This is a genomic window from Gordonia sp. DT219 (genome assembly GCF_049847065.1).
Lineage (GTDB): Bacteria > Actinomycetota > Actinomycetes > Mycobacteriales > Mycobacteriaceae > Gordonia.
Window position 1 is genome coordinate 1 of record NZ_JBNCNR010000038.1, and the last position, 19,813, is coordinate 19,813.

General features: G+C 59.9%; 18 protein-coding genes. 11 read left to right on the plus strand and 7 right to left on the minus strand.

What is annotated here, in order from left to right; translation table 11 throughout:
• Window positions 1-319, minus strand: a 319-nt coding sequence (locus ACPXB3_RS21590) for a hypothetical protein (RefSeq protein ID WP_425729630.1), incomplete at its 3' end; no start/stop codon positions are given.
• Between the two features lie 509 nt (window positions 320-828).
• Between ACPXB3_RS21590 and ACPXB3_RS21595 the strand changes: the two genes are divergently transcribed.
• The 11 genes from ACPXB3_RS21595 to ACPXB3_RS21645 all read left to right on the plus strand — a co-directional run bounded on the left by ACPXB3_RS21595 (window position 829) and on the right by ACPXB3_RS21645 (window position 12,158).
• A complete protein-coding gene (locus ACPXB3_RS21595) occupies window positions 829-1,347 on the plus strand; it encodes a flavin reductase family protein (protein ID WP_425729632.1) in 519 nt (172 codons plus the stop codon).
• Window positions 1,344-2,603: an amidohydrolase family protein gene (locus tag ACPXB3_RS21600; protein ID WP_425729634.1), complete on the plus strand. Its 1,260-nt coding sequence runs from the start codon at window positions 1,344-1,346 to the stop codon at window positions 2,601-2,603. Before ACPXB3_RS21595 ends, ACPXB3_RS21600 begins: the two co-directional genes overlap by 4 nt.
• Complete coding sequence (locus ACPXB3_RS21605; protein ID WP_425729636.1) at window positions 2,593-3,654, plus strand: ABC transporter permease; 1,062 nt, start codon at window positions 2,593-2,595, stop codon at window positions 3,652-3,654. Before ACPXB3_RS21600 ends, ACPXB3_RS21605 begins: the two co-directional genes overlap by 11 nt.
• Entirely contained in the window at window positions 3,651-4,562 is a 912-nt protein-coding gene (locus tag ACPXB3_RS21610; RefSeq protein ID WP_425729638.1) for an ABC transporter permease, read from the plus strand. Before ACPXB3_RS21605 ends, ACPXB3_RS21610 begins: the two co-directional genes overlap by 4 nt.
• Window positions 4,559-5,377, plus strand: coding sequence for an ABC transporter ATP-binding protein (locus ACPXB3_RS21615; RefSeq protein ID WP_425729640.1), 819 nt, complete (start codon window positions 4,559-4,561; stop codon window positions 5,375-5,377). Before ACPXB3_RS21610 ends, ACPXB3_RS21615 begins: the two co-directional genes overlap by 4 nt.
• Window positions 5,374-6,414 carry an ABC transporter ATP-binding protein gene (locus ACPXB3_RS21620; protein WP_425729642.1) on the plus strand — a complete coding sequence of 347 codons (1,041 nt, stop codon included), beginning with the start codon at window positions 5,374-5,376 and terminating at the stop codon, window positions 6,412-6,414. The genes ACPXB3_RS21615 and ACPXB3_RS21620 overlap by 4 nt, the downstream gene beginning before the upstream one ends.
• Window positions 6,401-8,062 (plus strand): ABC transporter substrate-binding protein, encoded by a 1,662-nt coding sequence (locus ACPXB3_RS21625; RefSeq protein ID WP_425729644.1) that lies wholly within the window; start codon window positions 6,401-6,403, stop codon window positions 8,060-8,062. The genes ACPXB3_RS21620 and ACPXB3_RS21625 overlap by 14 nt, the downstream gene beginning before the upstream one ends.
• Window positions 8,063-8,154: 92 nt before the next feature.
• Window positions 8,155-9,225, plus strand: coding sequence for an LLM class flavin-dependent oxidoreductase (locus ACPXB3_RS21630; RefSeq protein WP_425729646.1), 1,071 nt, complete (start codon window positions 8,155-8,157; stop codon window positions 9,223-9,225).
• A gap of 78 nt (window positions 9,226-9,303) precedes the next feature.
• On the plus strand, window positions 9,304-10,359 hold the full coding sequence (locus ACPXB3_RS21635) for an LLM class flavin-dependent oxidoreductase (RefSeq protein ID WP_425729648.1): 1,056 nt from the start codon (window positions 9,304-9,306) through the stop codon (window positions 10,357-10,359).
• Window positions 10,356-11,567 carry an MFS transporter gene (locus tag ACPXB3_RS21640; RefSeq protein WP_425729650.1) on the plus strand — a complete coding sequence of 404 codons (1,212 nt, stop codon included), beginning with the start codon at window positions 10,356-10,358 and terminating at the stop codon, window positions 11,565-11,567. The genes ACPXB3_RS21635 and ACPXB3_RS21640 overlap by 4 nt, the downstream gene beginning before the upstream one ends.
• A gap of 99 nt (window positions 11,568-11,666) precedes the next feature.
• On the plus strand, window positions 11,667-12,158 hold the full coding sequence (locus ACPXB3_RS21645) for an NAD(P)H-dependent oxidoreductase (RefSeq protein ID WP_425729652.1): 492 nt from the start codon (window positions 11,667-11,669) through the stop codon (window positions 12,156-12,158).
• Between the two features lie 237 nt (window positions 12,159-12,395).
• On the opposite strand, the gene ACPXB3_RS21650 is transcribed toward ACPXB3_RS21645, so the two are convergent.
• Genes ACPXB3_RS21650 through ACPXB3_RS21675 form a run of 6 tightly spaced genes read right to left on the minus strand, consistent with a single transcriptional unit; the run spans window position 12,396 to window position 19,729 of the window.
• Window positions 12,396-13,406, minus strand: coding sequence for an aldo/keto reductase (locus tag ACPXB3_RS21650; RefSeq protein WP_425729654.1), 1,011 nt, complete (start codon window positions 13,404-13,406; stop codon window positions 12,396-12,398).
• Complete coding sequence (locus ACPXB3_RS21655; RefSeq protein WP_425729656.1) at window positions 13,406-14,779, minus strand: NtaA/DmoA family FMN-dependent monooxygenase; 1,374 nt, start codon at window positions 14,777-14,779, stop codon at window positions 13,406-13,408. The genes ACPXB3_RS21650 and ACPXB3_RS21655 overlap by 1 nt, the downstream gene beginning before the upstream one ends.
• Window positions 14,772-16,244: an NtaA/DmoA family FMN-dependent monooxygenase gene (locus tag ACPXB3_RS21660; RefSeq protein WP_425729658.1), complete on the minus strand. Its 1,473-nt coding sequence runs from the start codon at window positions 16,242-16,244 to the stop codon at window positions 14,772-14,774. The genes ACPXB3_RS21655 and ACPXB3_RS21660 overlap by 8 nt, the downstream gene beginning before the upstream one ends.
• 47 nt (window positions 16,245-16,291) lie before the next feature.
• Window positions 16,292-17,926, minus strand: coding sequence for a dipeptide ABC transporter ATP-binding protein (locus tag ACPXB3_RS21665; protein WP_425729660.1), 1,635 nt, complete (start codon window positions 17,924-17,926; stop codon window positions 16,292-16,294).
• Window positions 17,913-18,794, minus strand: coding sequence for an ABC transporter permease (locus tag ACPXB3_RS21670; protein WP_425729662.1), 882 nt, complete (start codon window positions 18,792-18,794; stop codon window positions 17,913-17,915). Before ACPXB3_RS21670 ends, ACPXB3_RS21665 begins: the two co-directional genes overlap by 14 nt.
• Window positions 18,794-19,729, minus strand: coding sequence for an ABC transporter permease (locus tag ACPXB3_RS21675; protein ID WP_425729664.1), 936 nt, complete (start codon window positions 19,727-19,729; stop codon window positions 18,794-18,796). Before ACPXB3_RS21675 ends, ACPXB3_RS21670 begins: the two co-directional genes overlap by 1 nt.
• Between the last annotated feature and the right edge of the window lie 84 nt (window positions 19,730-19,813).

Below are 19,813 nucleotides of genomic sequence, written 5' to 3' on the forward strand. Positions count from 1 at the left end.
TGGCCGAACTCACCCGCGGCGGCGCCTGTCCAGAGTTGCCGTGGCTGTAAACCACCCACAAGAACGTCAGGAGATCCGAAAGATGGTCGGTTCCTGGCGCAGCGCCCTTGTCAAGCGGACGATAGTGCAACAATAACAATAGGATTGTGGCGCATTTGCGTACGTATCGGGCGCAATCCGTAACGCGAATGTCATAAGCCAGGTGAACTCCACCGGTGCTTCCGGACGTGATCTGCCCGGCCGATACCGCATCGGTGGCCGCCGGGTGCTGGTCGATTGCCGCCGTCCTCGGTGCCGTGGTTCGCAGTATGGTGGCCATCCACCGCCGTCCCGATGCGTCCAGCAAGTTGCAGGTCAGCGACTGTCCCGACGTTCACCGTCGCCAACGGCGTGATGGCGTGGCCTGGCATCCCGCCGCGCGACAGATCCGTGTGCGCTGTCCGAACCGCGCGGAACAGATTGTGTCGAATCGCAGCTTCGATTCAATACAATTACGTCGCTTATAGTCACGGATCGTTTACATTGCCGTCACCCAAACAGCCGAGGACTGCGACACGATTGCATCCGTTGCGATCGAAGTTGCTCGCACGGTCTCAGAGATCTCAATCCCGATGCGCGTGAAGCTCCGGGATTCCCGCTGGTCTCCATCGATGAACGACTCCAAAGCGAGAGGCGCAATCCTGTGAAAGGTGCTCTGCACGTTGGCGAACCGAAGGCGGGCCGGCTAGCAAGCTCGCTCGCGTACAAGAACGACGCACATTCGAACCGTCACGGCGCAACCCGAATCGAAGGCGCGTGATGGGGGCAGGAACTGATCTGGCTACCAGAATGGAACAGGCAAAAGCAAACTCTCAGCCCGTTCGAGATAGCTTCAACAGTGTCCCGACGGCGGTGTCGGCATTGTGCGCGGTCGTCAGCGGTGTACGACGTGGGCTGGTAGCGACCTCGTTGTCGGTGGGGGTTTCCTATGAGCCGCCGATGGTCGCGTTTTCGGTGCTGAACTCATCGCAAACCTGGCCGCACCTCCGGACGGCTCAACGAATCGGTGTGTCGGTGCTCGGTGACTCACAGGCGAAGGCATGCCGGCAGATCGCCTCTAAGCACGGTGACAGATTCGCCGGTCTGGACATCACCACGTCAAGCGAAGGCGCGATGTTCTTGGGCGGCGCGATCAGCTGGATGGACTGCTCGATCGTAAACATCGCGGACGCTGGCGACCATGAACTCGTTCTGCTGCAAGTGCACCGCGTCTCAAGTTTTGATGGCGAACCACTCCTTTTCCATCGGACCGATTTTCGTCGATTGGAAACTCTCGCTGCATCCAACGATGTGGTCGTGAGAGGATGAGCATGGACATCGTGCTACTCAGGGCACGACTGCGTCAGAGTGAGGACCTTTGGGATATCGAGGTCAAAGATGGGCGCGTCGCGGCTATCGTGAAGAGCGGTACCCACCAGCATCGTGTCGCTGAGACACACGACATTGGCGGCCGCATCCTTCTCCCGGGTTTTGTCGACGTGCACGTCCATCTGGACAAGGCGTTTCAATTACCATATCTCGACGTCAGTGCAAGCGGTCATACCGGTATTCAGGAAGCGTTGCGCACGACCGCAGATCTCCGAGCATCGATGTCGCTGGACACGATCGTCGAGAACGCGGACCGGACCTTGCGTCTCATGGTCAATGGTGGCACCGTCGCCGCCCGCGTTCACGTCGAGATAAGCGCTGAATCCGATCCAGCCATGGTGGGCGTTCACCGCGAACTGGCGAAGGCGCACCCTGAAATCCACCTGGAACTCGCCGCGTTCGCACAGCACGGGACCACAAGCTGTCCGGAGATCCACGCACGTATGGTCCGTGCGCTGAACGAGGGTTGTTCGGTAGTTGCCGGGTGTCCGTATGCGGACTCTGATCCCATACGTCATCTGGACGAGATGATCGCACTGGCAATTGAATATGACGCCCCATTGGATCTGCACCTTGACCTCAGTGACGATCCGGAGGACCTGATGCTCGCCGAAGTCGTGCCACGGGTGGAGAAGGCAGGACTCGAAGGTCGGGTACTCATAGGCCACGTGACCGCGCTTACCGCAGTGTCGCCGGAACGTGTCAAGGAACTTGTTGCGGCTGCCTCCGGTGCAGGCATATCGGTTGTCGCAATTCCGACGACGGACCTGTTTCTATCGGGCCGTGATCAGTTGAGCGCACCAACCCGAGGTGTAACTCGAATTGAAGAGTTTGCTGCAGCGGGAGTTCCAGTGGCGCTCGCGAGCAACAACTATGAGAACGCTTTTACACCCGTCTCGATGCCCTGCCTCTCGCAAGCAGCCTGGCTCGCGTCGCTGACGAACTACATGGCGACTGCAGACCAGCAGCTGACATTGTTGGACGGAGTCACCAATATCCCGCGGCGCGTCATTCAGTCGGCGGTACCGGGTCTGGCAATAGGGGATCTGATCGGTGCGTCTGTCTTCGACGTCGATCAAGCTGTGGACGTTGTCCGGTCGGCAGCGCGACCGATCGAGCTCATCTCGGCACATCGAGGCGTATCCGTTCCAGATACGTTCATCCGATCGAACCAGGAGGAGCACTATGGTCGCTGAAATGGTGGTACCCACTCTCCCAACCAGAATTGCCGTTCCGGGAATCGTCCGCCAGGCCATCCGGCGGATCGGTGGTGCCGTATTGGTAATTTTAGGGGTCGTCACACTGACATTCCTCCTGACACGAGTCTTCGCGGGTGACCCGACCAACTTGTTCGCTCCGCCCAATGCGACGCAGGCTGATCGCAATGCGATCAGGGAACGACTCGGACTCAGCGACCCGCTCCCAGTCCAGTACTTCCATTACCTGCGTGATCTTCTGAAGGGGGACCTCGGTACCTCGTATATGACGAGCCGGCCAGTAACATCAGACCTCTTTGACAGGCTCCCAGCAACTGCGGAGCTGGCGTTGTACGCCCTGATCATCGGTATCGTTGTCGGGGTTTCAGTCGGTGTGCTGTCGGCGGTGTTCGAAGGGTCGATATTCGACAAGTTGACGCGCGTCATCACCGCTGCGGGACTGGCTTTACCGCAATTCTGGGTCGCACTGATGCTACTATGGATCTTCTTCGTCAGCCTCGGTATCTCGCCGGGCCCCACCGGGCGCCTTCCCATCGGAATGGATCCCCCTACGCACGTTACCGGCTTCTATCTAATCGATAGTCTCCTCACCGGCAACTTTTCGACCTTCGGAGCCGCGGCTGCCCAGCTATGTCTACCCGTATTGACACTCGGGTACAGCGTATTCGCGCCTATCGCGCGGGGAGCACGGTCAGCGATGACCCATGCGCTGAAGGCCGACTATGTCCGGACCGCACACGCTCTCGGAATTTCGCGGCATCGTGTCTGGTTTGTTTACGCATTGCGTAACGCGTTGCTGCCGGTTATCACAATGCTCGCGGGGACCGTCGCATGGGCGTTCTCCGGATCTGTGCTCGTCGAGGGTGCATTCGGATGGCCTGGAGTTGGCCAATATGCACTCAATGCGTTGGAACAGTCCGACTTTCCAGCTGTCCAGGGATTTGTACTCTATGCCGCCATTCTCTACGTCGTCGTTTACCAATTACTTGACGTCGCCTATGGATTCGCTGACCCAAGGATTCGCTCATGACACTCATGGAACAGGCCCTCCGTACGGCGGATCGAGGCGAAAAGCGCGACCGCGAACAGCAATTCCCCGCCCGCGTCAAGCGGCAAATCGCTCGCCTACGCCAGTCAGCTTCGGCGTTGCCCGTTGGCTTAACGATTCTAGGTCTGTTGGTGCTGGTGTCGATTTTGTCGATTGTATGGACACCGTATCCACCAGCAGAAACCGGCGTCGGACCGACGAGCGCGGCACCCGACGCCCTCCACTGGTTCGGTACGGATCGCGTCGGATCGGATGTCTTCTCACGTACCATGGCCGCTGGACGCACTGATGTCTTCTTCACTGTTGCGGTGGTCGTGGTCGCCCTGGCAGTCGGGTCCGTATGGGGCGCCGTGGCCGGCTTCTTCGGTGGCTGGTTCGAGTCTGTGACCCTTCGAATCTTGGAGGTCCTGCAAGCATTTCCGTCATTGCTCCTGGCGCTGTTTGTGATTTCCGTATTAGGCCCCGGAACGCTGAATGTGATCTTGGTGGCGGCGTTGATTCCCCTACCGGAGTTCGTGCGGTTGGCCCGTGCGGAGGTGATGTCCAAGAAGAATTGGCAATTCGCTGAAGCGGCACGGATGGTCGGCAATCGTCCGATCGTAGTGCTTTTCAAACACATCCTGCCCAACAGCGCTAGGCCGTTGTTGGCTTACGCATCGATCAGCGCCGGGTGGGTCGTTGCGAATATCGCAGCATTGGGATACATCGGAGTCGGAATTCAGCCGGATGCCGTCGAATGGGGGTCGATGATCGCCCGCGGACAGAGCGACGTCATCAGCGGCGCATGGTGGGAGTCATTCTTCCCTGGTATGGGAATTCTTGTCTTGGCCATAGGATTCCAGTTGGTCGGCGACGGTCTGTCAACTCGCAACCGAGGAGAGAAGCGATGATGATGAGAAATCCTGAAGATGCGGGACTACTCCAGGTTCAAGGATTTAGCGGCGGTTTCGAGACCGGGGCCGGATTCACTCCCATCCTCGATGATGTGAACTTCGCGCTTAAATCGTCGGTGATGACCGCCATCGTGGGCGAGACCGGTTCCGGCAAATCGGTGATGGCTCTGTCCATGCTGGGATTGACACCGTCGACCTTCAAGCGTACATCCGGGCGAGTCCTATTTGATGGCACCGACCTGTCGACACTCGACGAACGTGCGTATCGAAGCATTCGTGGAAACGATATCGGTATGGTATTCCAGGACGCCCGTGCGGCATTGAACCCTGTGATCTCAATCGGCAGCCAGCTTATCGACGCCTGCCGAGCGCACTCAGACGTATCGAAGAAGGAAGCTCGCGAGCGCGCCGAGGATATGCTCCGTAGCGTCCGCGTGCCAGAACCGGGCCAACGGATGCGTCAATTCGCCTATGAATTCTCGGGTGGTATGGCGCAACGAGTGATGCTGGCGCTGGCGCTGATCTGTGAGCCGAAGCTCCTGATTCTCGACGAGCCGACGACAGGACTCGACGTGACGATTCAAGCCGACATCATGGAGTTGGTTGTCGACCAAACGCGCTCGCGCGGAATGACGGCGTGTCTGATCACCCATGACTTGGGTGTAGTTGCGGAGACCTGCGAGAACGTTGTTGTAATGTATCGCGGCGAGGTCCGGGAAACGGGCAACTGTGCGCAAGTACTTTCGGATCCGCAGGACGCCTATACCCAGAAGTTATTGCGCTCTAGCCGATTCGAGGAGCTGGCCGCATGACCCGAGCAATATCGCGGAGTCCCGCACTAAATGTCGTTGATCTCCATAAAGAATTCCGTGTGAAGAGAGGGGGAAAAGCTCGCAATCTGATCGCTGTAGAGAATCTCAGCGTAGATATTCATCCAGGCGAGACCGTTGCCCTAGTCGGGGAGAGCGGCTCTGGTAAGTCGACCGTTGCTCGGTGTATAGCCCGACTGACCGATCCGACTTCCGGTGCGATCGCTGTCGACGGTCGTGACATCACGAAGATGGACGATCGCCAGCTCTCGCAGTCCTATCGGAACATGCAAATGGTGTTTCAGGACCCAAATTCATCTCTCAACCCCAGGATGTCGGTTCGCGAGGTACTGACCGAGCCATTGCGTCTGCACACAGCCCTGTCCAAGAAGGAGCGCGATGAGCGCGCCGCCGAACTACTCGCCTTGGTTGGGCTGGGAGACGAACATCTCGATAGGTACCCCTCAGAGCTCAGTGGAGGACAGCGTCAACGAGTCGGAATCGCACGTGCGGTAGCGGTAGAACCAAAAGTGCTTCTGCTGGACGAGCCAACAGCTTCACTCGACGTCTCAGTAAGGGGACAGATCCTCAAGCTATTACGCAAGCTTCAGGTACAACAGCAGATGGCCTACCTGTTCATCAGCCACGACCTCGAGGTTGTGCGGCGCATCTCCGACCGCGTCATGGTCATGTATCTCGGCACAATCGTGGAGGCGGGTTCCACGGAGGAGATCTTCTCCAACCCGACTCATCCCTACACGAAGGCATTGCTGTCTGCGGCGCCGCGCATCACACCAGGCGTACGGAATGAGCGATTCCGACTTGCCGGCGAGATTCCAAGTCCCTTCGATGTCGGGACAGGATGCCGCTTGGCCGACAGGTGTCCGCTCGGGCAGCAGTCGTGCCGCACTGAGCGGCCCACTCCGCTTCCAGTATCGGCAACCCACGTCGCTGCATGTCCGATCGTGCTCAACGGCGAGCACGAGAGTCCACGGAAGAGCGACGCTACATCGTTACGAACAAGCAATGAGAGGCATTGAGATGCGATCTATCGGTGAACTCGGCGCGAGCCGGCGACAGTTCCTCGCGGGGACATTAGGACTGGGAGCCACGGCGGTGCTCGCAGCCTGCGGCGCAGGCGGCGGCAGTGGGTCCGGCGGCGTCGGGGCGAAAAAGCTCGTCACTGCCTGGCCCGCTGACGTCACCACCTTGGATCCGGCGGTGGCAGCAAGCAGTCAGGACTGGGAGATCGCCTTCAATGTGTATGAGCGATTGGTGTCTCCCAAATGGATAACCGGCAAAGACGGAACGCTCACATGGGACGGGCTGAAGATCGAACCTCAGCTGGCCGAATTTACGATGGAGAAGGATACCACGACATTCACCATCCGCGAGGGAGCCAAGTTCCATCCCACTGGGAACCCAGTAACAGCTGATGACGTCGTATATACGCTCGAGCGGACGTTCGCTCTCGGTCGCAGTGGACCGCTCAACGGCGCGGGTATCCAGAGCATGGACCAGGTGTCCAAGGTCGATGAGCGAACCGTCAAGATCAACTTCTTGGACTATGACGGAAAACCGATTAACGCGAATTTGTACCTATTGGCGGTATTCCGGGAGCCGCCGATGGGCATCCTCGACTCGGTAGAGGTCAAGAAGCACGTAACGCCGAGCGACAAAACAGGATCCGAATGGCTCAAGAACAATGTGGCCGGTAGCGGACCGTACTTCATCGAGCACCGGACACCCGGCAGCGAGATCCAACTGTCGGCAGTCCCCGGATACGCTCCAAAACCCGCCTACTACGGGGCGACGATCCAGGTCATCGGTACAGGAAGCGTCCTGTCGCTTCTTAAAGGTGGGTCGATCAATTTCGCTGTGTACGGCTTGACACCAAGCGACGTCGAAAGCGTGTCCAGCAGTCCAAACCTCTCGGTGATCTACGCGAAAGCGCCCGAGTTCACGCTCCTTGAGCTGGGAACGAACGGAGGCCCTTTCGCTGATCAGGCAGTTCGCCAGGCGGTGGGCTACACCCTGCCTTACGACGACATCATTAATTCGGTATATAAGGGCAAAGCTACGCGGATTGATTCTTATGTGATCGAAGGCGCCAACGGTTACACGCCCGCATGGGCGAAATATCAGACGGATATCGGTAAGGCTACAGACCTCATGCGCCAAGCCGGAAATCCGAAGGTGACTGTGCCGCTACACTTCCTCAACTCGGACCCCCAGATGCAAGATACAGCTATCCTCATCAAGTCCAACGCTGCAAAGGCAGGTATTGAGTTCGTTCTCAGCCCAAAGACCCCCGCTGCCTTCCAGGACTTGATCACCCAGCGCGCAACGAGGGGTCAGGGCTCGCCAGACGCACTCCTCATCAAGTGGGGTTCGTGGATCGATGATCCGGCGACACCGGTCGGTTACTACACGACGACCGGTGGAACCAACCAGTACTCGATGTGGACCAATCCCGAAGTGGACAAAATCTCGAAGGAACAGACATTTGCAGATCTGACACCCGAGCGTGCTGCGGCGTACAAACGGGCACAGGAAATTGTCGCCGATGCTGCACCGTTGTTCCCAATCGTGCAGGCACAGCGCCCCGGGGTCTTGGCGAAGGGAATCACCGGCATGTCGTTCTCACCAGAGATGGCACTCCGCTACTGGACTCTCAAGCCAGCCTAGGACAGCCGCGCGATGGCGGCGTCGGTCCGGCCGCGCGCCGCTATCGCGACTGACGGTCACCGATACGTTTACGATCAAAGTAAAGGAAAGCAATGAGGCTGGGTGTATTTCTGCCTACAGGGAACGACGGTTGGATTCTTTCCCGGAATTCTCCGCACTACATGCCGACATTCGATTTGAACAAAAGTATCGTCTCGCGGGCGGAGGCATTCGGTTTGAGCATTGGGCTCGGAATGCTCACCTTCCGCGGATACGGCGGCGAGACCGAACACTGGGACTATACTTCGGAACCGTTGACACAAACCGCAGCCTTGCTCGCGGCGACTACATCGATGCAGATATTCGCGACATGCGGTGTTCTGGCGCTTCATCCGGCAATGGTCGCGCGGATGGCGGCGACCATTGACGATGTGGCACCAGGTCGGTTCGGACTGAACATTGTCACTGGCTGGCACCGTGCGGAATACGCGCAGATGGGGATGTGGCCTGGAGATAATTGGTTCCAGACTCGCTACGACTACGCGACTGAGTGGGCATCGATATTTCGAGACCTCACCGATACTGGGCATACAGATTTCAAAGGACGGTACATAGAAGTTTCTGACTGCAAGATGGGTTTCCGTCCCCGTGGTGGGATCAAGATTGCTGCCGCCGGTCAGTCTGGTAAGGGGCGTGAGTTTGCCGGGCGCTTTGCGGACTACAACTTCACTTCAGCGATTGATCGTAGCTCTATCGAGGCCGCGAATAGCCAGATACGTGCGTCGACGTCCCGTGATGTCCGGGTGCTCTCGCAGCGTATGGTCATCCTTGACGATACGGACGACCTCGCCAAGAAGAGGGTCGATTACTACGAGGACGGTGCCGATCTCGGAGCGATTGCCACGTTGAAAGGCGAGAACGACCTCGATCCGACGCACGCCGACCGCCTACGAATGCGTGGCGACAGGCTCGCAATCGATGGAGGGAATATGGCAAATCTATACGCAGGGTCGCCGAAGACCGTCGCCCGCAAGATCAATGAACTCGCGTCGATTGGTGGACTAGAAGGACTGCTATTCAGCTTCGACGACTTTGTTGAAGGGCTGGATCGTTTCGGCACAGAGGTAGTTCCACTTCTTGACTTTGACATCTCGGCGGGTGGTGGACCTGTGCGTTCGGCGTGATTGTGGACTGAATGTGGACTACAAAATTGGACCTAAGGCGAATCGGGCTACGTGCCGACACCGGATTGGAGTGGTGTGATGAGGCTGGGAGTGTTTTTGCCGACGGGTAATGATGGATGGATTTCGTCGGTGAATTCTCCGCACTATATGCCGAGTTTCGAGTTGAATCGGAGTGTGGTGTCGCGTGCGGAGGATTTGGGTTTCGCGTTTGGGTTGGGGATGATCAGCTTTCGGGGGTATGGCGGGAAGACTGAGCATTGGGAGTATACCTCGGAGCCGGTGTCGCAGACTGCTGCGGTGCTGGCGGCGACCGGCTCGATGCAGATCTTCGCGTCGGTAGGTGTGTTGTCGTTGCATCCTGCGATAGCGGCGCGAATGGCGGCGACTATTGATGACGTGGCGCCGGGCAGGTTCGGTATCAACATAACGACCGGTTGGCATCGGGCGGAGTATGCGCAGATGGGGATGTGGCCTGGTGATGAGTACTTCGGGTACCGGTATGACTATGCGACAGAGTGGGCGACGATCTTTCGGGAGTTGACTGAGAACGGTTATTCAGACTTTCGGGGCAAGTACTTCCAGGTTGATGATTGCCGGATGGGGATGCATCCCAAGGACGGGATTGCGATCACTGCGGCCGGCGCGTCCGAGCGTGGACGCAGATTTGCTGCCGAGTTTGCCGACTACAACTTCACCATGGCGACCGACGAAGCCAGTATCTCGGAAGCCCAGTCACAGATTTCGGCCTCCGCAAACGGTCGGAAGGTGGGTGTGCTGTCGTCCAGGACTGTGATCCTCGACGACACTGACGCGCTGGCGCGCGCGAAGATCGACTATTATAACGAGGGCGCAGACGTGGAGGCGCTCAACAATGAGCGCGGCCACTACGTTGTCGACTCCACCGGAACTAGCTCTTCGGCGGTGGCGAAGCGCTTTCAAACGCACCTGGCGATCAACCCCGATGCTCCTGGGCTCTTTGCCGGATCGCCGCGCACCATTGCCAATCGCCTTAACGAGCTCGCCGCACTGGGAGGGCTTGACGGAGTTCTGTTCAGCTTCGATGACTTCGGCGGCGGACTTGACCGCTTCGGCGCCGAGGTGATGCCCCTTCTCGACTTTGACATCCGAGGATGAGCGTCGGCGAGCACGCTCAAGTCGCTGCCAAATCAGGGGCCGCACTATTCGCGGCAGTCTTTCTCTTCGTGTTCGCGGATTCGGTGGTCCAGACTGTCATGCCTGTGACGTTGGAGAAGACTGGCGCCGCGTCGGCGGGGGTGATTGGACTGATGATCGCGCTCCCGCAGGGAATCGGCTTTATTAGCTCGTTGCCGGCTGCGGCATTTGGCGACGCACGCGGACGGGCGCGCATGGTGGCATTTACGTCCCTCCTGCTAGGCGCTGCCGGGTTGGCGATGGCCTGCCTGGTGGGCGCGTCGGTGGTCTGGTGGCTGTTGCCGGTGATCATGATCGGTCTGACACGGCTAGTGGCGTGGGTTTCGATTCTCGCAACGGTGAGTACGACAGGAAACCCTCACGTGATGCAGGGGCTGAATGGGGCGACGCAACGTGGCGCGGCGGCGGTTGCCGCCATTGTTGCTGCCGTTGTCGTGGCGAGCGGGATTTGGCAAGCCGCCTTTGTTGGGGTGGCGGTCGCTATGGTCGCGTTGGCGCCACTGACTCGGTCTGTCCTGCCGAGCACGGGTGCGGGCTACGCTGCCGGTCCACATCCGCGTGAGGCGTACGGATTTGCGCGGACTGTAGTGATAGGGGACTGGGGGATTCGTGCATCGTCTCTGGTTGCGATGTGCGCTATGACGGTGATGACACTTGGGAATTCGTTCTTCGCGCTCACGGTTGATGGATCGCCCCACCGCATTGCGATCATTCTCGTCATCCTTCTGCTCGCCCGCGACGTGGCATCGATCCTCGTTGGGACGGTTCTGCCCTCGCTGCTCATCCGACTGGGCATCGGGGGCACCGTTGTTGTCGCCGGGATGTGTGGTTCGTCCGGCATTCTTATGCTGGCGATACCCGACCTCGGCTGGGCGCTGATGATTGTGGCGGCGGTGCTCCAGGGCGCTGCGGTCTGCCTATGTATCGGTTGCACGAACCTGCTTGCGGTCAATTCGACTGGTGGACGTCCCGCTGGCGCAGGATTGCGAATCGCTGCGTCGAATCTCATTCCTTGCATGGGTGCACTTCTTGTGCCGATCGCGATGGGGTCGACACTTCAACACTTGGGTAGGGTGCCGATGTTCATCGGCACGGCTCTCCTCGCGGGTGGACTCGGTCTGGTCGCGTGGCGAACGATCATGGCTGGGTTCCGCGATACGCGTGCCTAACCTCGGATTGCGCGATTTCGCGTTTCCGATAGCCAGCAGTGTTTGGGATGGCGGATCTTCACTAACGAATGCGTTTTCGTGAACGAGTAGAGGGGAGAGATGAAGGTCATTGTCGTTGTCGGCAATCCGAAAGCGGCTTCACGTACGTGCGATGCAGCCACGCGGCTTGCCCGAGCACTGGATCCCGACAGCGTAGAAGTCATTGAGATCAGCGAACTGGGCTCGGGCCTGCTCGGCTGGGGTGATGCGGCTGTGGGGAACGCCGTAGCCATGGTGCAGAACGCAGATGTCGCGATCATCGCGAGCCCCACCTTCAAGGCCACCTACAGTGGGCTTCTCAAGCTGTTTCTTGACCAATTTGCCGGCGGTACGGGGATGGCGAACGTTGTCGCGATTCCGCTGATGTTGGGTGCCGCACCAAACCATGCGCTGGCGGCCGAACATACGTTGAAGCCGGTTCTCAGCGAAATCGGAGCGATCGTTCCGACTCCGGCTCTGTACCTCATCGATAGTTCGTACGCCGACGACGGGGTATTGGAGGTATGGGTCGACCGATGGGGCGCGGTGGTTCGCGCTTTGGTGGTGAACTGAGTGAACGGTCCTGGATCGGCAGACTTCAGCCGACCCAGGACCGTTCGGTCGCGCGGGCGAACGTCTCGCGGTCCATCCATCAACGCGCTCTACTCTGGCAGACTGCAGGGCCCGGATCCTCGGTTCGTGCGCCTTCGACGCCGCAAATCCTCCCTCCCGCGAGTACGGAGTCGAGTTCTGCGACGTTGTCGGTAGCGCCGGCGCCCCGGCTGCCTGTCGTAGCCGTTCTGCTGCAAGCTATCCCTTGTCCACGACTCCGGGGCCGCCGGATAGCTTCCCGTCGAACAGCGCCCGGAGTTCGCGCTCTTCGTCGGCATTGGGTACCCATCGTGCTGCGGCAAGGTTGCTGTCGACTTGTTCGGGGACGGTCACCCCGGCGATCACACTGGTCACTGTCGGTTGCGCAAGAAGCCAACCGAGTGCGAGGGCGGTGGGTGTGATCCCTCGTTCGGCGGCGAATGCCTCGAACTTCTCCAGGGCATCCCATGGAGCCGTCTTCAACAGGTAGCGTTTGAGGTTGGTGATCTTGGCGCCCTCGGGGAACTGATCCCTACGGTACTTACCTGTGAGCAGACCGTTCTGCAGGGGAAAATACGGGATGAAGCCGAGTCCGTAGTGGCGTAGGGCTGGGATCAGTTCGGTCTCGGGTTGTCGCCATGTGAGATTGTATTCGTCGGTCGTCGAAACGAATCGGGTGAGTCCCGCTCGGCGCGCAATGTGTTCTGCGTCGGCGAGCTGCCAGGCGCTGAAGTTGGAGGCGCCGATGTACCGAACTTTGCCGGAGCGCACGAGACCGTCCAGAGCCGAGAGTGTTTCCTCGATAGGGGTGAACGAATCGGGGAAGTGGATTTGGTAGAGATCGATGTAGTCGGTGTTCAGTCGACGTAGCGAGTCCTCCACCGCGGCGACAATGTACTTGCGCGAGCCTCCCAGTGCATACGACGGCCCCCGGTCGGTGAACAACGATCGCCCGAACTTGGTTCCGATGACAACACTGTCGCGTCGCCGGCCCACCGCTCTCGCAAACAGCGTTTCGCTCAGCCCAGTGTGGTCACCGTAGCCTTCCGCGAGGTCGAAGTAGGTGATTCCCAGGTCGATTGCGCGATCCACGATGGCGTTGACGAGACTCGGATCCGACGCACGCATTCCTGACCGCCCGAACGTGCTTGCCCCAATTCCCAACTCCGAGAGCACCAAGCCGGATGTTCCGAGCTGGCGATAGCCGTGGGGTATCTGATCGCGCGCCATCAGCCGTTGTCCGTCGCAAGTAGACCCTGCAAGGTGTCGGACTCGTACTCGGTTCTGAAGAGGCCCCGCCGCTGCAATTCGGGAACCACCAGATCGACCAGCAGGTCGGCGGGTCCGCGGTGATAGGGAGGGAAGAACTGGACACCGTCGAGCACGCGCTCTTCAAAATTTTCTTGCACCCAGTCGGCGATCGTGTTCGCATCTCCCACCAGAGCCGGCTGCGCTGCCTGCCGGATACGTTGAACGTGGTGGTAGAGCTCGCGCAGGGTGAGATCCTCGCCGACAGCCGATACCAGCGTTCGGATCGACTCACGATCGTCACGGTTGTGGATGTGTCGTTTCTCGGTGCCGAGTGGCGGCAGGAAGTCATCGAATGCCGTCGGTGACAGGGACTCGAGATCGATGATGTCGACGACACGCTCGTTGTTACGTACTCGCGACAGATCGATACCGAGCGCCACGGAGAACGCTCGAGGGATCTCTTCTGTCACTTGACTATTAATGACATTGCGATATATGCGCTGCGCCTCCCGCTTGGTGCCGGCGATGTAGAACGTCGCTCCGGGAAGGATCTTGAATGCTTCGGGATCGCGTCCGTTGGCGGCTACGAGGTCTTTGATGCGCTGGTACTCGGCTTTGCCGCGTTCGACTCCGAGGTACGGCGAGAATCGTACCTGCGCCAGGTCGGCTCCGAATTGGACCGAATCATCGGAGGTGCCGACCTGAACCACCGGCACCCGACTCTGTGTCGGCGGTGGCACGTTGAGAGGACCGCGTACCTGGAAGTGCTCGCCGGTGTGGTTGATTCGGTGCCACGAATTCTCCCTGATCAGTTGATTGTTCGCCCGGTCGTCGAGGAGGAAGTCGTCGTCCCAACTGCTGTAGAGGAGCTTGTTGACAACTTCGACGAACTCTCGTCCGCGAGTGTATTTCGACTGTTCATCGGGGATTGCGTTGCCGCCGAGGTTGAGGTCGGGCCCTCCGTTGCGATCGATGCCGAAGACCACGTTGAGGGCGGCCCGTCCGCCTGTGAAGTGGTCAAGGGTGGCGACTTGACGCGCCGTGAGATACGGATGCTCGAACGAGGAGTTCACCGACACGACAAAACCGACGTGTTTGGTGATTGCCGCCGCCTGACTTGCGTAGATGAAGTTGTCCCAACGAAATATTCGCTGCAGGTGATTGGGCTCGCTCCCGAGAGCGCTGCCGGCGAAGACGTAGTCGAGCTTTCCTCGTTCGGCGATCCGGGCGATGTCGAGGATGACGCTGGGATCACGGAGTCCGGCGTTGGTCGCCTGCGGTAGACGCCATGCGTGGGCGTCCCATCCAGTGCCGTATGCGGCCAGGCCCAGCCGGACTTGACGCTCACTCACCGCTGACACCCCCGCGTGCCGTGTCCGTGCTGAACTGGTTGGCCGGAATGGGTAGTCCGAAGTGACCTCGGAACGTATCAGTGGTGTACTCACGCCGGAACAGTCCCTTGTCCTGGAGGATCGGGACGACCTGAGTGGTGAAGCGTTCGAACTGATTCCACATGTAGGGCGAGTTGATGTTGAATCCGTCGGCGGCGCCACTGGTGAACCAGTCGATCAAGTGGTCGGCGACCTCCTCGGGAGTGCCGATGACCGGCGGGAATCCACCGACCGAGGCCTGCTGCAGTAGGTCGACGGCCGTCACCGCTCCCTTTTCGACGCTGCGACCGGTGCGAGCGGCCAACGATGTCAGCGTCTTGCGTCCGCGTTCATTGAAACGTTCGGCATGTTCTGCGGAGATCGCCCCATCCAGGCCATCTCCTCGCAGGTCGACGCCAACCAGTTCGGAGAGCGCACGAAGACTTCGGAGACCGACAGGCAGGGGCTGCCCGGCGTTCACCAGGCCGAGCCAATCCGGACTCGACCAGAAGCTGTCGTCCTGCGCGCCGTCGATGGGGTCTTCATCGATGGGGATGGCGGCGTTGAGACGTGCGTAGGTGGCCTGCGCGTCCTCGTGGGTGTCGCCGATCACCGGAGAGATCCCCGGCAGGAAGAATATCGGGGTTTGCTTGCCGTGAATCCGGGCCGCTCGCTCCCGGACATCAGCGTTGAACGCCGCCGAGGCGGGGATGTCTGCGGGGCCAGTGAAGTTGATTTCGCAATGTCGGGCGGTGAGCTCTCGGGAGAGTTCGGAGGCGCCGGCGTATAGCAGAGGGATCTGCCCTTGGGGTGGCCGAGCCATCGGTAGTGTCCCGGCTACTTCAAAGAATTCACCTTTGTGCTCGAGTCGGTGGATCTTGGATGGATCGAGGTAGTGCCCAGAGTCCTTGTCCTGGAGATAAGCTCCATCCTCGATGCTGTCCCAGAGTTTGCGGACGACCCGGATGTGTTCGTCTGCGCGCGCGTAACGGCGCTCTCCACCGAGGTCGGGAAGACTGAAGTTTCGTGCAGCGAGGTCGGAGGCGCCCAGGACCACGTTCCACGCGAGCCGGCCGTGGCTGAGATGGTCCAGGGATGCAGTGAGCCGCGCGAGGATGTAAGGCTCGTAGTAGGTGGGATGTGCGGTTACTGCTATCCCGATCTTCGATGTCTGCAGTGCAAGCTGAGATCCGAGCGTGAAAGGTTCGAGGCGCCCACCGTTGTGCGTCGTGTTCCAATGTTCCTGGTAGACGTCGCCGGGCAACGTATCGCCAAGGAAGAAGAAGTCGAACTTGGCTGCCTCTGCGAGTTTGATTGCCCGTGTTGGATATTCGAGGCTGAAAGCATCAGCCGTCGGAGCGTCCGGTTGGCGCCATCCTCCCCAATGAGTTCCATTGAGCCAATACATGTACCCCAAATGTAGTTCACGATGTGCGGGGGCGTTCATTGGATGGTTTCCTTTCTAGCAAGATCTAGATTGTGAAGCTGCATAACTTAGCCGGCATTCGCGACGAAATGCGCGGTGGGTTGTGGGATCGAGTCGAGGAGTTCGCGGACGTATGCGGTTCTCGGCGCGGTGACTATCTCGTGAGATGGTCCGTGTTCAACAATCGCTCCGTGGCGCATGACCAGTATTTCGTCGGATATTTCCGCGATCACACTCAAGTCGTGAGAAACAAATGCAAATGTAAGGTCGAGGTCGGCTTGGATCTCGACGAGCAGATCCAGGATCTGCCGACGCACCGTGACGTCGAGCGCCGACACCGCTTCGTCGAGGATGAGGAATCGGGGCTCGGGAGCGAGTGCACGAGCTATCGCCACCCGTTGTCGCTGGCCACCGGACAACTCCGCGGTGTACCGGCCGGCGACATCGGCCGGTAGACCCACGAGATCCAACAGTTCGGTGGCACGTTGACGTCGGCCTCTGCGGTCTCCGATCTTGTACCCGTCAAGTGGCTCCTGGATGATCGACCGCACGGTGTTGCGAGGGTTCAGCGAGGCGAACGGGTCCTGGTAGACCATCTGTACTTTGCGATACAGCTCGGTTTGCCCGCGGCCTCGCCGATGGTGTACGACCGGCGTGCCCGAGACCTCGACCGTGCCCGAGTCCGGAGCCACCAACCCGGCGAGCATCCGCATGAGAGTTGTCTTGCCCGATCCCGATTCGCCGACAACGCCCAGAGTTGTGCCTCGGCGTATCTGAAAGGACGCGTCCGCGACGGCTACTACTTCGTGCCCGCTTCGGCGCGATGGGAACGTCTTGCGCAGGTGGTCCACGGCAACCACGACATCGCGGTCGTCGATGTCGCGTCGCCGTATCCTATTGAGGTCGCCGAAACTCGATGACGAGCGCAACAATTCGGTGGTGTAGGGGTTCCCGGGGTTGCTGATGACTTCTGCCGCAATTCCCGCTCGGACGAGGCGCCCCTTCTTGAGCACACCGATATCGTCAGCACGCTCGGCCGCGACCCCAAGATCGTGGGTGATCAGCAGCACAGCCAGATCTTCCTCGGCCACCACCTGGCTGAGCAGATCCAGGATCCGCTTCTGGACAGTGGCGTCGAGGGCCGTTGTCGGTTCGTCGGCCACCAGGAGCTTCGGTCCGGTCGAGATGGCAGCAGCGATCAGGACACGCTGACACATACCTCCGGAGAGTTCATGCGGGTACGCGTGGTACACCTTCTCCGGATCACGTAAGCCGACTCGATCAAACAGACTCAGCACTCGTTCCCGTCTTTCGGGTTTCGATGCCAGGCGATGCGCTCGCAAGGGCTCACCGGCCTGCACGCCGACCGGCATCAGCGGATTCAGGCCGAGCAAGGCATCTTGCGGGATATACCCGATGTCGCGCCCACGGACCGTGCGGTACTGCTTGTCGCTGAGGCCATTGAGCTGTCGGCCGTCGAAGACGACGCTCCCGGATGTGATCTGCCCATTGCTTGCGAGCGTTCCGGTCACCGCGCGGGCGAGGGTGGATTTGCCGGAGCCGGATTCACCGACGAGTGCCAGGACCCGTCCGGGTTGCAGGTCGATGCTGACCTCCTCGACAGCGCGAGCAGGTGGCTTGCCGGGAACGGTGAAGTCGACGCCGACATTCTCAAGGCGCAGTAGCGCATCACGAGATGACACTGGTTCTCCCTCTGTTCAATGATCGACCAATCCGGTAGATGGCCACTACCGAGATGGTGATAACCAGACCGGGCAGCAAGCTCAGCCACCACTGGGACGCAATGAAGGTGCGGCCTTCGGCGACAAGAAGTCCCCACTCCGGGGTCGGTGGTGGAGCGCCGAGACCCAAGAAGCTCAACGCGGCAACGGTGAGGATGGCTGATCCGATTTCGATGGTCGCGGCAGCGAGCACTGTGCGCGAGGCATTGGGGACCACATGGCGAATCAGTCTGTGCCAATAACTTTGACCAGCGAATACCGAGGCTTCGACGTACTTCGAGTTGGTCACCCGCACGACGTCTGAACGCATCAGTCTGGCAAAGCTGGCGGTGCTGTTGATACCGATGGCAATCGCGATGTTGATCACGCCGTGTCCAAGCGCTGAAATGATCGCGAGCGAGACGATCAACGCTGGGACGGCGAACATGATGTCGACGAGCCGCATGAGCACCGTGTCGACCCAGCCTCCGATCGCACCCGAGACCAGTCCGATCACCGTACCGGCGACCAAGCCGATGAGAACCGCGATCAGCGACGCCTCCACCGACAGCGAGGTCCCGTGGATGACCCGGGTGAACTGATCGCGCCCCAGGTCATCGGTTCCGAATATGTGGCTTGCGCTCGGTGGGAGCAGAATGGCATCCGCATCCTGCGCGTTCGGATCACCGGATGTGAACAGCGTCGGGGCGAGGGTCGCGGCCACCATGAGTATCACCCACAGATACGAGAGCAAGAGACCCGGTGTACGCAGGACGTACATGACCCACCGAATCGCGGCGCCGTTGGTACGGCTGTCGGTTGCGGCGGTCACAGTGTCGAGGACGGCCATCATGCCTCCAATCGGATTCGCTTGTCGATGACCGGGTGAACCAGGTCGACGATCAGATTGACCACCACGAACACCACTGCGCTCGCGGTGACCGTGATGAGCACGATCGGCATGTCCCGACCGTTGACGGAGTCGACGACGAGGCGACCGATCCCGAGGCGGGAGAACACGGTCTCGGTCAGTACCGTGCCGCCGACCATCACGCCGATAGTGGTGCCGAGTGCGGTGATCACCGGCAGCGCAGCGGATCTCAACGCGTGCCGCACAACCAGATCGAAGCGGCTTAGCCCCCAGTTGCGGGCGGTCTCGATATATGGGGAGGTCAGCGCTGCACGCAGATTGACGGTCAGGATCTGCGCGATCTGACCACCACCTGCCACGGCGATCGACGATGAGGCCACCAGCAGGCCCAGGAAACTGTGATCACCGAAGGCATCGATCCACCCCAGCTTGAACGCGAACACCTGCACGCACACCAGCGCCACGATGAACGGCGGCAGTGATACCGCCACGGCGGGGAGCGAGGTGAGCAGTTCGCGCGCCCACTTCCAGTCGATGAGTTCGATGAGGACGGCGAGGGCGACGCCGAAGACCACCGACAGGAACAGTCCGAGGAACGCCAGTTGCAGGGTCTGCCCGAACGATTCGAAGAACACGCTCGTCGCGGGACGCCGTTGGTAGATGCTCTCGCCGAAGTCACCGCGCACCGCGCCGAACAGGGCGTCGAAATACTGTACGTACAGCGGACGATTCAAACCGAGGATCTCGCGCTGTTCGGCCAGCGTCTTGGCGATATCGTCGCCTCCGCCTTGTGTCAGCCCCCCGGCGGCATCACCGGGTACGACGTAGAGCAAGAAGAAGGCAGCGGTGAACGCTCCCCATACAACTACAATCGCGTAGGCGAGCCGCCGTGCTACGTACCGAATGATCTGCATGGCGAGACCTAGTGTTCCGCGCCGTTAATTCATTGAATATGTTGTAGGGTTGGGTATGGCACGCACTGGACGCCCAAAAGCCGC

Bases quoted from the DNA above. Each gene is read 5' to 3' on its own strand.
- ACPXB3_RS21595 (WP_425729632.1), top strand. From the start codon at position 829: ATGGAACAGGCAAAAGCAAACTCTCAGCCCGTTCGAGATAGCTTCAAC.
- ACPXB3_RS21600 (WP_425729634.1), top strand. From the start codon at position 1,344: ATGAGCATGGACATCGTGCTACTCAGGGCACGACTGCGTCAGAGTGAG.
- ACPXB3_RS21605 (WP_425729636.1), top strand. From the start codon at position 2,593: ATGGTCGCTGAAATGGTGGTACCCACTCTCCCAACCAGAATTGCCGTT.
- ACPXB3_RS21610 (WP_425729638.1), top strand. From the start codon at position 3,651: ATGACACTCATGGAACAGGCCCTCCGTACGGCGGATCGAGGCGAAAAG.
- ACPXB3_RS21615 (WP_425729640.1), top strand. From the start codon at position 4,559: ATGATGATGAGAAATCCTGAAGATGCGGGACTACTCCAGGTTCAAGGA.
- ACPXB3_RS21620 (WP_425729642.1), top strand. From the start codon at position 5,374: ATGACCCGAGCAATATCGCGGAGTCCCGCACTAAATGTCGTTGATCTC.
- ACPXB3_RS21625 (WP_425729644.1), top strand. From the start codon at position 6,401: ATGAGAGGCATTGAGATGCGATCTATCGGTGAACTCGGCGCGAGCCGG.
- ACPXB3_RS21630 (WP_425729646.1), top strand. From the start codon at position 8,155: ATGAGGCTGGGTGTATTTCTGCCTACAGGGAACGACGGTTGGATTCTT.
- ACPXB3_RS21635 (WP_425729648.1), top strand. From the start codon at position 9,304: ATGAGGCTGGGAGTGTTTTTGCCGACGGGTAATGATGGATGGATTTCG.
- ACPXB3_RS21640 (WP_425729650.1), top strand. From the start codon at position 10,356: ATGAGCGTCGGCGAGCACGCTCAAGTCGCTGCCAAATCAGGGGCCGCA.
- ACPXB3_RS21645 (WP_425729652.1), top strand. From the start codon at position 11,667: ATGAAGGTCATTGTCGTTGTCGGCAATCCGAAAGCGGCTTCACGTACG.
- ACPXB3_RS21650 (WP_425729654.1), bottom strand. From the start codon at position 13,406: ATGGCGCGCGATCAGATACCCCACGGCTATCGCCAGCTCGGAACATCC.
- ACPXB3_RS21660 (WP_425729658.1), bottom strand. From the start codon at position 16,244: ATGAACGCCCCCGCACATCGTGAACTACATTTGGGGTACATGTATTGG.
- ACPXB3_RS21670 (WP_425729662.1), bottom strand. From the start codon at position 18,794: ATGGCCGTCCTCGACACTGTGACCGCCGCAACCGACAGCCGTACCAAC.
- ACPXB3_RS21675 (WP_425729664.1), bottom strand. From the start codon at position 19,729: ATGCAGATCATTCGGTACGTAGCACGGCGGCTCGCCTACGCGATTGTA.